Source organism: Stenotrophomonas sp. S39, assembly GCF_016624665.1.
Taxonomy (GTDB): Bacteria; Pseudomonadota; Gammaproteobacteria; order Xanthomonadales; family Xanthomonadaceae; genus Stenotrophomonas.
This window is the reverse complement of record NZ_JACVTT010000022.1, coordinates 16,205-28,639: the sequence shown is the minus strand read 5'-3', so window position 1 is coordinate 28,639 and position 12,435 is coordinate 16,205. Positions and strand designations below refer to the sequence as shown.

General features: G+C 66.4%; 11 protein-coding genes. 6 read left to right on the top strand and 5 right to left on the bottom strand.

What is annotated here, in order from left to right:
* The first annotated feature begins 96 nt into the window (after positions 1 to 96).
* The 3 genes from IAE41_RS08050 to IAE41_RS08040 all read left to right on the top strand — a co-directional run bounded on the left by IAE41_RS08050 (position 97) and on the right by IAE41_RS08040 (position 1,944).
* Complete coding sequence (locus tag IAE41_RS08050) at positions 97 to 1,038, top strand: AraC family transcriptional regulator (protein WP_200732720.1); 942 nt, start codon at positions 97 to 99, stop codon at positions 1,036 to 1,038.
* A 126-nt stretch (positions 1,039 to 1,164) separates the two neighbouring features.
* Positions 1,165 to 1,596, top strand: coding sequence for a BLUF domain-containing protein (locus tag IAE41_RS08045; RefSeq protein ID WP_200732719.1), 432 nt, complete (start codon positions 1,165 to 1,167; stop codon positions 1,594 to 1,596).
* Between the two features lie 63 nt (positions 1,597 to 1,659).
* The gene (locus tag IAE41_RS08040; RefSeq protein WP_200732718.1) at positions 1,660 to 1,944 is read left to right on the top strand and encodes a hypothetical protein; all 285 of its coding nucleotides are present in this window, start codon (positions 1,660 to 1,662) and stop codon (positions 1,942 to 1,944) included.
* A 27-nt stretch (positions 1,945 to 1,971) separates the two neighbouring features.
* Here the strand turns inward: IAE41_RS08040 and IAE41_RS08035 are convergent, their stop codons facing one another.
* Positions 1,972 to 2,403 carry a BLUF domain-containing protein gene (locus IAE41_RS08035; protein ID WP_200732717.1) on the bottom strand — a complete coding sequence of 144 codons (432 nt, stop codon included), beginning with the start codon at positions 2,401 to 2,403 and terminating at the stop codon, positions 1,972 to 1,974.
* A 350-nt stretch (positions 2,404 to 2,753) separates the two neighbouring features.
* Here IAE41_RS08035 and IAE41_RS08030 point away from each other — a divergent pair, with 350 nt between their 5' ends.
* Complete coding sequence (locus tag IAE41_RS08030) at positions 2,754 to 5,528, top strand: PAS domain-containing protein (RefSeq protein WP_234458375.1); 2,775 nt, start codon at positions 2,754 to 2,756, stop codon at positions 5,526 to 5,528.
* Here the strand turns inward: IAE41_RS08030 and IAE41_RS08025 are convergent.
* From IAE41_RS08025 to IAE41_RS08010, 4 genes are all read right to left on the bottom strand, one after another.
* Positions 5,476 to 5,820 carry a response regulator gene (locus tag IAE41_RS08025; protein ID WP_200732734.1) on the bottom strand — a complete coding sequence of 115 codons (345 nt, stop codon included), beginning with the start codon at positions 5,818 to 5,820 and terminating at the stop codon, positions 5,476 to 5,478. The genes IAE41_RS08030 and IAE41_RS08025 overlap by 53 nt on opposite strands.
* A 132-nt stretch (positions 5,821 to 5,952) precedes the next feature.
* Positions 5,953 to 6,123, bottom strand: a complete 171-nt coding sequence (locus IAE41_RS08020; RefSeq protein ID WP_200732715.1) for a CsbD family protein — start codon at positions 6,121 to 6,123, stop codon at positions 5,953 to 5,955.
* Between the two features lie 230 nt (positions 6,124 to 6,353).
* On the bottom strand, positions 6,354 to 7,598 hold the full coding sequence (locus tag IAE41_RS08015; protein ID WP_200732714.1) for a hypothetical protein: 1,245 nt from the start codon (positions 7,596 to 7,598) through the stop codon (positions 6,354 to 6,356).
* A gap of 79 nt (positions 7,599 to 7,677) precedes the next feature.
* A complete protein-coding gene (locus tag IAE41_RS08010) occupies positions 7,678 to 8,670 on the bottom strand; it encodes a helix-turn-helix domain-containing protein (protein WP_200732713.1) in 993 nt (330 codons plus the stop codon).
* Positions 8,671 to 9,118: 448 nt separating this feature from the next.
* Between IAE41_RS08010 and IAE41_RS08005 the strand changes: the two genes are divergently transcribed.
* Positions 9,119 to 11,698 (top strand): TonB-dependent receptor, encoded by a 2,580-nt coding sequence (locus IAE41_RS08005; protein WP_200732712.1) that lies wholly within the window; start codon positions 9,119 to 9,121, stop codon positions 11,696 to 11,698.
* A gap of 46 nt (positions 11,699 to 11,744) precedes the next feature.
* A complete protein-coding gene (msuE, locus tag IAE41_RS08000; protein ID WP_200732711.1) occupies positions 11,745 to 12,326 on the top strand; it encodes an FMN reductase in 582 nt (193 codons plus the stop codon).
* The last annotated feature ends 109 nt before the right edge of the window (positions 12,327 to 12,435 follow it).

The following is a 12,435-nucleotide window of genomic DNA, read 5'->3' as shown; positions in this document are numbered from 1 at the left end:
GGGGGCTCTCGGTTGGGAGCTTGCACGTTAGTGCTTGCACTACGAGCATCCCAGGCCTAGGCTTCCGCCATTCTTGCCTATTCCTATGAGCTGCCCATGCCTTCTGCGGAACAGACGATGCAGGCGCGCATGGTGGGCCTGTTGCAGGCCCTCGCCATGGACGAGGGCTACACGCTGACGGCCCTGCCAGGCGTGCGCCTGCTGCGCTCGAACCGACCGCTGGCGCGGACGCCGGTGCTGTACGACCCCGGCATCGTGATCGTCTGCCAAGGCGTGAAGCGTGGTTACCTGGGTGGGCAGGTGTACCAGTACGACGCGCAGCACTACCTGGCAGTGTCAGTGCCGGTGCCATTCACCATGGAAACCGAGGCGACGGCCGACGCGCCGCTGCTGGCGATCTACCTGCACCTGGACCTGCAGCTGGCCGCGGACCTGATGCTGGAGCTGGAGGCGCAGGCGGCCCATGCCCCGGCATCGGCGCAGAGCATGATGGCCAGCCCGATGCAGGCGGCGATGCAGGCGACCGTGCTGCGCCTGCTGGAAGCGCTGGGCGATCCGCTGGAGGCGGTGGTGCTGGGCCCGGCGCTGGTGCGGGAGGTGTATTTCCGTGTTCTGACCGGGGCGCAGGGCGGTGCGATGCGTGAGGCGCTGGCGATGCGCGGGCGATTCGGGCGCATCGGCAAGGTGCTGCGGCATATCCATGCGGCCTACGCGACGGCGCTGGATGTGGATGCGCTGGCGGTGGAGGCGGAGATGAGCGTGCCGACCTTCCACGACCATTTCCGTACCATCACCGGTACTTCGCCGATGCAGTACGTGAAGTCCACCCGGCTGCACCAGGCGCGGCTGCTGATGCTGCGGCAGGGCATGACCGCCGAGGCGGCCGCACTGGGCGTGGGCTATGCCAGCCCGTCGCAGTTCAATCGCGAGTTCAAGCGGCTGTTCGGGTTGCCACCGGCGGCCGAGGTGGCGCGGATGCGGCGCAGCTTCGCGCTGCCGCCGGCGCCGGTGGACGCGGTGTACGTCTCATCGCATTGAGGGCGGGGATCGTGGCGGTCGTTGGTCACGCCATCCGCACGGGCGGCTCGTTAACGTGTCGCACGCTTTTCAAGCGACCCCGGCGCAGGATCCTGTGCCACGCTTTCCTCATTTCCGGAAGTACCCATGTCTGCCCTGCCTCTGCATGCGCTGGCCTATCAGAGCACCTTGCCGTGCGCGCTGGCGGCCGATTCGATCGACGAACTGCTCATCGACGCCATGGCGCGCAACCAGGCGCTGTCCGTCACCGGCATCCTGCTGTTTGATGGACACCGGTTCTTCCAGTACCTGGAAGGCCCGGAAGAAGCCATCTACCAGGTGTTCAGCCGCATAGAGGCCGCCACCCGGCACGGCAACGTGGTGGTGCAGTTTGACCAGGCGGTCAGCGCGCGCTACTTCCGCACGTGGTCGATGGTCTGCCGCAGCGTGGACGTGTCAGCCCTGCATGCCATTGCCGCCGGCAAGTGGAAGCGTCACTTCCCCACAGTGCGCGACGATCGTCGTGCGGTGCCCGGGCTGGGGCCGCTGGTGGATTTCTGGGAGCTGCCCCACGCGTAAGCGTGCTCACTCGGGCATGACGGGGTGCCCGGCTAGTGTGGCTGAACTCACAGGGGACAAATGATGGAACAGTCAAACGGCGGTATGGTGCGCTGGCTGAGTTTCCGCCTGCGCAATGGTCAATCGATCGGCCCCGGCCGCCTGCGTGAAGCGTGGAGCTGGGCGTGCCAGTCACCGCGTTCGGGCGTCCGCCGCGAGCAGTTGTGCGAAGAGCATTGGGTCTACGCCCTGTATGGACCGGAGTTGATTACCTGCCCGCGCACGGCTGAGCAGCGCATGCGTAGCTTCCTGTTGGACGCGGGCTATGTTTTCACGATGGGCTCGCTGGGGCGGCGCGAGGTCGTCTGACGTCCGGTATCCGCAGATAAAATCCCCTCAACCTGCCGCCCCGCCCAGCGCGGGGAAGTGCGGGCGCAGCAGCGCGGCCAGCAGGCCCATGCCCGGGCTGGCGATGGCAGCGCGCTGCCCGAATTCGTCCCACTGCGCATTGACCAGGCCGGATACCACGGTCTGCCCGGTTTCGACCCGGGTCATCGCCCAATAGGGCACGGCGCGCGCCTGTATGCTGGCATCCAGCACCTGCACGATGGCGTGGTGCGAGCGGCTTTCATGGATGCGGCGCATGACGGTATCCAGCCCGTCCGGTGGCCCTTCGAGGTACTGGAAGAACTGCGGACCACTGATCAGCAATGCTCCAGTGACGCCCGCAACGCGGTTGAATGTGGCCGACTGGGAGATGATGCTGCGGATCTTTTCGTCGGAAAGACCAGCCGACATGTGGCTGGAATAGGCAAACGCACGGAGCATGGAAGGGGTTCTTGTGTGACGCGCGTCACTATACGGGGCGCTACCGCCGGGGCTGTGAGGCTTTGTTCACACGCTGAGCGGCTTGGCCACCCTTGAGCCAGCGTTGACAGCGCCTTCGGCGCGGATGCCGTAGATTGGCGGCAACAGTCTCACTTTCTGCAGCGGGCGGGATGCCCCTGGGGTGCTGCGACTCCCGCTTTCCACCAGGAATTGAAGTGCAGCCCCATCTCCCTGTGTTTCCCCGTGCAGCCGGCGCTGCGGCTGAGCGTGTGCGCCACCACGACTGGTCGGCGACGCCCCTTGGCCCTGTCGCCCAGTGGCCCGCTTCGCTGCGCTGTGCGGTGGAACTGATGCTCAATTCCCCCGAGAGCATGTACCTGGTCTGGGGGCCTGAACTGATCTTCCTGTTCAACGATGCCTACGCGCCGATCCTCGGGCCGCGCTTGGACCACGCGATGGGCGCGCCGCTGCGCAGCCTGTGGGCCGATGCCTGGCCTGCGGTGCGTGAGCCTATCGAGCGGGCCTTCGCCGGGCAGGGCTCGCGCTTTGAAAATGTGCCGGTGGCGATGAACCGCTACGGTGCGCCGGAAGATACCTGGTGGACGTTTTCGTTTTCCCCGCTTCATGGCGAGGATGAGCAGGTAGCGGGTGCCTTCTGCGTGACCAAGGAAGTCACCGGGATGGTGGTGGCCCAGGATAGGCTGGCGCGCGAGAACGAGCGGCTGATCGCGCTGTTCGAGAAGTCCCCGCTGTTCATGGCATTCCTGGCCGGGCCGGAGCACCGGGTCGAGCTGGTCAACCCGGGATACGCCAGCCTGATCGGTCACCGCGAGGTGCTTGGCCGGCCCATCGTAGAGGCGTTGCCGGAAGTCCTGGACCAGGGCTATCTGCATCTTCTGGATGAGGTCTACCGCACGGGTGAGCCATACATCGGCCGCAAGGTGGCCTATGACAGTGGCATCGCGCAGCCTGGCAGTGGCCCGTGCCATATCGTCGATGTGGTGTTCCAGCCGTGCAAGGACGACGCGGGTCGGGTCAACGGCATTTTCGTGCAGGGCCTGGACCTGACGCCGCAGGTGGCATTGGAACGGCATCTTTCGCTGACCGAGGCGCGGCACCGGCAGATCATGGACAGTGCCCGCGACTACGCGATCATCGCCTTCGACATGGACGGCCTGGTGACGCTGTGGAACCGCGGTGCCGAGGAAATTCTCGGCTGGCACGAAAGCCAGGTGCTGGGCCAGCATGGTGAAGTGCTGTACCTGGACGATGACCGGCAGGCCGGGCGCTTCCGCTACAACATGGAGCAGGCGCTGCAGAAGGGCGGATTGAGTGGCGAGCGCTGGTTGCGCCGGCGCGACGGTGGCCGCTTCTGGGCGCATGGCTCGATGACGGTGCTGCGTGGCCACGAGGGAGAAGCGGTGGGCTATGTCGTGGTGTTCCGCGACCGCACGGCCGAGCGGCACGCTTCCGAAGCGCTGGTGCAGAGCGAGCGACGCCTGGGGGCGCTGGTTTCTGCGGCGACGCAGTCGTTGTACTCCATTTCCGCAGACTGGCAGCAGGTGGACCTGATCTATGGCCAGGGCGAGGCGATAGACCTGCACGACACATCAGGCGCCTGGCGCGAGCGCTTGATCCATCCTGGCGATCGGGAAGCTGTGGACGCTGCCATTGAAGCTGCGCGTGATACGGGATCGGCGCTGGAAGTTGAGCACCGCACCCTGCTGGATGATGGCGCGGTGCGCTGGCTGCAGATGCGTGCGGTGCCATTGCTGGATGAGCAGGGGCGGGTGAAGGAGTGGTTCGGGGCCGCGGCTGACATTACTGATCGTCGTATCGCGCAGCACCGGTTGCAGCAGCTGACCCTGACCCTGGAAGAACGAGTACAGGCACGCACGGCCGAACTGATGGCCATGGAAGAGCGCCTGCGTCAAAGCCAGAAGATGGAATCGCTGGGCCAGCTGACCGGCGGCATCGCGCACGACTTCAACAACATGCTGACTGCTGTTTCGATGGGCCTGGAGCTGCTGGAGCTGCGGGTTGGCCAGGGGCGCACGGAGGGTCTGGGGCGCTATCTCGAGATGGCCCGCGGTGGCGCCGATCGGGCCGCCGCGCTGACCCAACGCCTGCTGGCGTTCTCGCGACGACAGACTCTGGCTCCGTCCTCCGTGCAGGTTTCGTCGCTGGTGAGCGGCATGCTGGACATCCTCAGCCGCTCCATCGGGCCCTCGATCGAAATCGAAACGCGGTTGCAGGATGGGGGTGACGACGTGCTGGTGGATGCCCCACAGTTGGAGAACGCCCTGCTCAATCTGTGCATCAATGCCCGCGACGCCATGCCCGAGGGTGGAACGCTGGTCATCTCCACTGAGGTCGAGGCGCTGGCGGGACCGCGCAGTGAACAGCTTGGACTGCCCGCAGGGACCTATGTGCGCCTGTCCGTATGCGATACCGGCACGGGCATGGATGCGAGCGTGCTGGACAAAGTGTTCGAGCCGTTCTTCACCACCAAGCCGATCGGGCAGGGCACCGGGCTGGGCCTGTCGATGATCTATGGGTTCACCCGGCAATCGGGCGGACAGGTGGACGTCGAGTCGACGCCAGGGCAGGGGACCACCATTCACCTGTATCTTCCCCAGTTCAATGGTCCGCCGTCGGTTGATGTCCAGCCGCTGTACGACACTGAGAGCACGCCAGTGATGTCTGGTCGCGCGGTGTTGCTTGTCGAGGATGAGGCATCCATTCGTGCCCTGGTGCGGGATGTCCTGTGCGCCCAAGGCCATCGCGTGACCGAAGCAGCCAATGGCAGCGAGGCGCTGGCGCTGCTGGCGACGGGGCAGCCCTTCGACCTGCTGGTGACCGATGTCGGCCTGACGGGCACCTTGAATGGCCGCCAGGTGGCTGACGCGGGGCGGCAGACGCGGCCGGCGTTGCCTGTGCTGTTCATTACCGGCTATGCCGCTTTTGCAGCGGTAGGGGGTGAACACCTTGAACAGGGGATGGAGATACTGACCAAGCCGTTCTCGGCTGCAGAACTCGAGCGCCGTGTGGACCGGCTGCTGGCAGGCGATCTCAGATCGTATTGTGCACCGACTGCAGAAGCTGCCGTAACGAAAATGGTTTGAGCAGAAGGGGAATGTCCTTGGGCACGGACTGCGGATCGCCTGCGCGCTGGCCTGCGTAACCGGTGACCAGGAGTACGCGCAGGGCGGGGTCCAGGGCCATCGCATGGCGTGCAAGCTCGCAGCCGTTCATGCCGGGCAAGCGGATATCGGAAATCAGCAGGTCGAACGACTCAGCTGCGGCAAGTGCATGGACCGCCTTCTCCGCATCGCAGACAGCGATGACCTCATACCCGCCGTCAGTGAGAACATCTTCGGTGAGTTCGCGGATGGCCGTATCGTCTTCGACGAGCAGGATGCGTTGTGTGGTCGACAGAGTCACCGCGCGTGGATTCTCAATGCTGGGCGAGGATGAACCTGCCGGCGATTCCCTCCGGAGAGGGCACCTGGCCGCCGCGCCCTGTGGCTGCGGCGGCTGCGACGGCACTCAATGACGTGCGTCGTCCTTGGCCTTACCCACCGCGCTCTGCACCTTGCCCACGTCCTTCTGTGCCTTGCCCTCAAGTTCCTGGGTCTTGTTGCCGGTGACCTTGCCGGCCACTTCCTTGACGGTGCCCTTGACCTGGTTCTTGGCACCTTCGGTACGATTCTTGTCCATTGCAGAACACCTATGCGTAAGGCCCGGGATGGGCGACCTGATCGTGCGTTGGCGCCGGTGTTGCGTCAGTGAACGAATTGGTAGGGCCATCTTCACCTGCGGCGGTTTGCCGGCCAGCGGCCGGCACTACCGACTTTGGCACCGCGCGCAAGGACGCGGTAGCGCCGGGCCAAGCCCGGCGGGATGTGCGCGCTGCACGAGCGCTCGGCTGGGACCGCCAGCGCTGCGGATCAGTCAGCAAGCACGGCGCCGGCACGCTCGCTGTAGCCAGCGCGGGCGCTGCCACAACGCGCGAAGGCGGCAGCACTGGCCGGCAGGCCGGTGGCCTTGATGCCGCGCTGCGTGTCGCCGTCGAACACTTCGGCGTAGCGTTCGGCGGCCAGCGTGCCGTCAGGCAGTACGTACAGCAGAACGTGCTGCAACGTGGATTGGCCCTGCAACGGCTGCGCCTGCCGGAATGCAGGCACCTGCACACGCGCGCCGTGCCACCGCGTGGGTGCATCGACGGTCTGCCAGCGCACCTGCAGTGGCTGGTCGAGTGGCAGCAGCGCGACACCGGCCGGATAGCCATAGGCGGTGCAATCCGCAGGCATCGCCGGGATGTTCTCGATGGCCTTGTCACCGATGTCCAGTGCGATGCCATCGGCCTCCATCCGCACGATGGGCGTGTGGCCATAGTTGTGGATCCTGAACAGCACCAGGCCCTCGAAGCGGCTGCGCTGCAATTGGTCGGCAGCCGATCCGCTGAGGCGTGCGAGCGTGGGTACGACCTCCACATGATCGCTGTAGTGGTAGTAGAGGTGTACCAGCTCGGGTGTGCCTGTGCTGCGCCATCCGGCGTTGAAGCGTGTGGTGTCCGGATACGGCCGGCGGACCAGTGGCACCTCGGTGACGGCGCGATCGCCGGATGGCGTGGCGTACCGGTAGTGTTCCACGGAGCGCTTCAGGCGCGCGTCCTGGTACGGAAACGCGCGGTCCACATCGGACTGCGCGTTGGGATAGCGATGGAAGGCCACGAAGCGCTCGGGCGTGTCGCCTTGCATGGGCAGGTCCGGGCCAGTGCCGGAGCCGGTGGACGCATACGGTGAGGTGTCCAGCCACAGCGGCTGACCGCTGAGATTGATGTGCAGCTCGGCAACAGGGTCACGCGACCCGCCCACCATGTTGGCCCAGCTGTGCTGTACGGACTCCCACAACGGAATGATGAGCGCGGCCGACACGGTGGGCAGGAACATCCACGCGTGCACGCGGCCGGGCACGCGCCCGCGCTGCCGTACCATGTAGCGCAGCCACGCCAGCAGCAGGACCAGCAGCAAGGGGCCACCGATGCAGATTGCCACAGTGGCCAGCGCCACGACGCCCCAGCCCAGGTTGGGGGTCGCCACCGCGATGAGCGAGAGGGTGGCGATGAGCGCGGCCAGCAGCAGCGACACGCCGATGCCAACGCGGTAGTTCCGGTAGGGGCTGTCAGTCATCACCGTTCCATCGGCAGTGCAGGGCCATCCCCTATCTTGCAGCGGTGGTGGCGCCGTGGAAAGCCGGTTGGGGAGGCACTCAGCAGCCGACCAGCCGGTCCGCGCCGATCCCGTTGCGATGCTGGCTACGGTATTCGGTTGGGCTGGCGGCCGCCTGGCTGCGGAAATGACGGCGGAACGATTCCTGCGATCCAAATCCGGCCTGCTCGGCGATCCACTGTAGTGGCCGGTCGGTGGTTTCCAGCAGCTCGCGGGCGTAGGCCACGCGCTCGCGGATGAGCCAGTCGATGGGGGACAGGCCGGTGGCTTCAAGGAACTGCCGCTGCAGCGTGCGTTGGCTCAGTGCGGCCTGTTCGGCCAGGCTGGCCAGCGAATGGGTCTCGCGCAGGTTGTGGCGCATCCATTCCATCAGCCTGGCCAGCCGCGTGGGCTCGCCATTGGGAATGGCCCGGCTGACGCGCTGGCTGCGCTCGGCATCACGCCATGGCGCCAGCACCAGGCGTTCGGCCACCAGGTTGGCCACGCGCGCGCCGTAATCCTTGCGCACCATGTGCAGCATCATGTCCATGCCGGTGGCCGAGCCTGCGGAAGTGATGATGTCGCCGGTATCGACGTAAAGCACATCCTCGCGCACGTGGATGCGTGGGAAATCACGCGCCAGCGCCTCGGTCAGCCGCCAGTGCGTGGTGGCCTGGCGGCCATCGAGCAGGCCTGCCCAGGCCAGCACGAACGCGCCCGAGCAGATGGATGCGATGCGCGCGCCTCGCGCATGGGCGCGGATGAGCGCATCAAGCAGCGCCTGTGGCGGGCGCTCACTGGGCTCGCGCCAGCCGGGGATGACGATGATGTCGGCGTCATCGACAGCATCGAGCGTGCAGGGCAGCTGCACCTGTGCACTGCCGAGCATGCGCAGCGCACCAGGTTCGCCGGCGCAGAGCTGGGTGCGGTACCAGGCCACGCCCAGTTCCGGGCGGATGGGCGCGAACAGGCCGACCGCGCAGCCGAACTCGAACAGCCCCTGGCCGTGGCAGGCCACGATGGCGAGGGTGGGCGCGGTCGGGTTGATGCTCATGGCCTGATGCTACCGAGGTGGTTGCGGTGGGCGCAGCGGCGCGCGGGCATGTGGTGATGCCAGTGGAGCATGTGCGCGGGGGCGTTCGTCTGGCTTGGTGTACCCGACTGGGTAGAGTCGACTGCTAGTCGACTGCTGTTGGCGACACCGTTTGGAAGCCCGCGCTGCGCGCGATAGTCGACTAACAGTCGACTCTACCCCGCCGACCGCCGACCGCCGACCGCCGACCGCCGACCGCCGACCGCCGACATCACTCATCCCCCCGTCGTCCGTCGCCATCCCATGGACATGGCATCGGGCGGCGTGGCGCCCAGCGTTGCGTAAGGTCATTACCAGCGGTCATGTGGCTGGCCGGATATGACGGCTGGGTGACGCGATATCCGCTGTTGCGGCGCTGGCCGGGGTCTTTGAATGGAGGTGTGTCTCCGGCCCACCCCCACGAGCCCCCATGCCTGCCGCCCATTCGCCTGTCCTGAACACCCTCGCTGTCCTGATTGCAGCCACGCTGGCTGCAGCCACCACCCATGCCGCCGAAGCGGATGGTCCCGCAGACGCAGCGACGGCCACGTCCGCCAACCTCGCCGCGTCCACGCTGGATGCCGTCGTGGTGACCGGGTCGCGGAGCAGCACGCGCACCGTCAAGAACAGCTCCACGCCCATCGACGTGATCTCGGCGGAAGACCTGGCCGCCACCGGCCAGGCGAACCTGCTCGAAGCGCTGCAGCGCAGTCTGCCGTCGCTGAGCCAGATCGGTGGCTACCAGAGCGATCAGGAAAGCCTGATCCGTGGCTACCAGCTGCGCAACCTGTCGCCGGGCTACACGCTGGTGCTGGTGAACGGCAAGCGCCGCAACGCCAGTGCCTATGTCAGCGGTGCCAACGGTGGCGGCTATCCCGGCCATGCCTGGGCCGACCTCGCGCTGATTCCGGTGGCGGCCATCGACCACGTGGAAGTGCTGCGCGACGGTGCCTCGGCCATCTACGGCTCCGACGCGATCACCGGCGTGGTCAACGTGATCCTGAAGTCGCAGGCGCACGGTGGCGATGTCTCGGTGGAAAGCGGGCAGAGCATCGATGGCGACGGCACCCGCACCAGTGTGCGTGCGAACGTCGGCCTGCCGTGGGGCGAGGATGGTTTCGTGAACCTGTCCGGTGAAACCACGCGCCAGCACCACGCCATCCGCACGCGGCGCTACATCGACGGCTACCTGAGCTACCCGGCGGTGGATGCCAGCGGCAACCTGGTGGCGCTGCGGCCGAACAACCAGCTTCCGGCCGGGGCGACGCCGAACCCAGCCGAGGCTACGCGTGATGCCGAGGCCAACACCATCCTCAGCTCGCCTTCGTACTCGCTGAAGGCCTTTGCGCTGAACGCCGGCCATGGCCTGGGTGAGAACGCGCAGTTCTACGCCACCGCCACAGCCAGCGACCGCAGTGCACAGGCCATCCAGAACTTCCGCTTGCCGGCCACCATCTTCACCACCTACAAGGCGCCGAGCGTGCTGAGCGTCTGGCCCGATGGATTCCTGCCGGTGCTGGAAACCAAGGAGAAGCAGTACACCGGCAGTGCCGGGGTGAAGGGCCAGCTGGCGGGCTGGGATTACGACGCCAGCCTGACCGGCAACCGCAGCACGGTACGCACGTATACGCGCAACTCGGCCAACTTCTCACTACCGTACCCGGGCTCGCCCACTGATTTCTATGACGGCAAGCTGGATTACCAGCAGGGCATCGCCAACCTCGACCTGCGCCGCAGCTTCGAGGTGGCGGCATTCGCCTCGCCACTGGAGGTGAGCGCCGGTGCCGAATACCAGCACGAGCAGTACGAGCGCGGCGCAGGGCAGTGGGAGTCCTACACTGGTTTCGGTGCCGCCGCCTTCGTCGGCTACTCCACCGCCGACGCGGTGAAAGCCACCCGCAACAGCAAAGCGGTCTACGTGGGGGCGGCCAGCAACATCACCTCGCGCTGGTACCTGGATGCGGCCGCACGCTGGGAAGATCATTCGGATTTCGGCAGCGTGTCGACCGGGCGCCTGACCACGCGCTTCGACTTCACCGATGCGCTGGGCGTGCGCGCAACGGTCAGCAACGGCTTCCATGCGCCCAGCCTGGGCGCGCAGTTCTACCAGGCCACCGGCAGTTGCCCGTGCGGTACTACGCTGGTGGCGCAGGTTTCATCACCGGCGACCATCGCCCTCGGCGCAACGCCATTGAAGCCGGAGAAAGCGACCAACTACAGCCTCGGTGTGACCTGGGACCCGAGCCAGGCGTTTCACCTGGCGGTGGATGCCTACCAGATCGACATCCGTGGACAGCTGGGCCAGTCCAGCCAGATCGGCTACAACGCGCAGGACCCGGCACGCATCACCGACAACAGCGGTACGGTGCTGACCGCGGCGCAGAAGAACACCATCGATACCCTGCTGGGCACGGCCGGCATCAGCATCCTGCCGGGTGATGCCTTCTATGCCAGCTACTTCACCAACGTGGGCGATACCCGCACGCGCGGCGTGGAACTGACCCTGGAAGCGAACCAGGACACGGCGTGGGGCAAGCTGCGCTGGACCTACGCGGCCAACGTCGGCCGCACCACCATCCAGAAGGTCAGCGCCATTCCTGGCGCGCTGCAGGGGCTGCCGAACATCAACCTGCTGACGAAATCCAGCGAGTACGCGCTGCGCTTCCGCACGCCCAGCTACACGCAGGTGGCGGGGCTGGGCTGGCAGAACGGGCGCTGGCGCTCGAACCTGGACTTCACCTACTTCGGCCCGATCAAGCGCCTGAACAACGGTGTGGAATACAAGCAGCCGCCGGTGCTGGTGACCAATCTGTCCGGTGGGGTCGAACTGGGCAGCGGCTGGAGTGCGGCGCTGGGCATCAACAACGTGTTCGACAAGCGCACCCGCAAGGTGCCCGAGTACGCGCGCAGCGCTACCGACGTAGCCAGCATCGAGACCACCTGGGATACCGGCGATGTGCTGAGCACGGTGGGTGCGTTCTGGTACGGGCGGGTCAATTACCGGTTTTGATTAAGGCGAAGTCGAGCATGGCTCGACTCTACTGACGGAGGTTTGCATGTCATCTGCATTGAACGTGGTTGCATTGATTGGTTCGCCGACGAGCTCGGCGACGTCGCGGACGCTGCTGCTGGTGCGGCACCTGCTGGACGCACTGCAGCAGCGCCTGCATGCCAGCGTGACGCTGGTCGAGCTGGCGCCGATCGCGCGCTCGCTGGGGCAGTCGCTGTCGCGTGCGGAAGCGTCGCCGGAGGTGCAGCAGGCGCTGGCCACGGTGGAATCGGCCGATCTGCTGGTGGTGGCTGCGCCGGTGTATCGCGGTTCCTATCCGGGGCTGTTCAAGCACCTGGTGGATTTCATCGAGCTGGACGCGCTGGTGGATACGCCGGTGTTGTTGGCCGCCACCGGCGGCAGCGAGCGCCATGCCCTGGTGATCGACCACCAGCTGCGTCCGTTGTTCAGCTTCCTGCAGGCGCACACGCTGCCGATCGGGGTGTATGCCACGCCGGCCGACTTCGCGGGGGCACAGGTCAGCAGCACGGCGCTGCAGGCGCGCATCGAACTGGCCGCCGAGCGTGCAGCCGGTCATCTGGCGGTGCAGGCGGTCCTTGCACCGGCGCCGTTGCGGCGGATCGCGTGAGCGCCGAACGCACGGCATAACCGGCGGCATTCTGCTTATGGCCAAGGCGCATCTGCGTGGCCGGAAGTGACCGCCGATTGTCGCGCGATGGCGCAGAGGCAGCGCCGGT

Coding starts and splice junctions, on each gene's coding strand:
- IAE41_RS08045 (WP_200732719.1), top strand. CDS start 1,165: ATGTCTGCCCTGCCTCTGCATGCGCTGGCCTATCAGAGCACCTTGCCG.
- IAE41_RS08035 (WP_200732717.1), bottom strand. CDS start 2,403: ATGCTCCGTGCGTTTGCCTATTCCAGCCACATGTCGGCTGGTCTTTCC.
- IAE41_RS08030 (WP_234458375.1), top strand. CDS start 2,754: ATGCTCAATTCCCCCGAGAGCATGTACCTGGTCTGGGGGCCTGAACTG.
- IAE41_RS08015 (WP_200732714.1), bottom strand. CDS start 7,598: ATGACTGACAGCCCCTACCGGAACTACCGCGTTGGCATCGGCGTGTCG.
- IAE41_RS08040 (WP_200732718.1), top strand. CDS start 1,660: ATGGAACAGTCAAACGGCGGTATGGTGCGCTGGCTGAGTTTCCGCCTG.
- IAE41_RS08020 (WP_200732715.1), bottom strand. CDS start 6,123: ATGGACAAGAATCGTACCGAAGGTGCCAAGAACCAGGTCAAGGGCACC.
- msuE (WP_200732711.1), top strand. CDS start 11,745: ATGTCATCTGCATTGAACGTGGTTGCATTGATTGGTTCGCCGACGAGC.
- IAE41_RS08005 (WP_200732712.1), top strand. CDS start 9,119: ATGCCTGCCGCCCATTCGCCTGTCCTGAACACCCTCGCTGTCCTGATT.
- IAE41_RS08050 (WP_200732720.1), top strand. CDS start 97: ATGCCTTCTGCGGAACAGACGATGCAGGCGCGCATGGTGGGCCTGTTG.
- IAE41_RS08010 (WP_200732713.1), bottom strand. CDS start 8,670: ATGAGCATCAACCCGACCGCGCCCACCCTCGCCATCGTGGCCTGCCAC.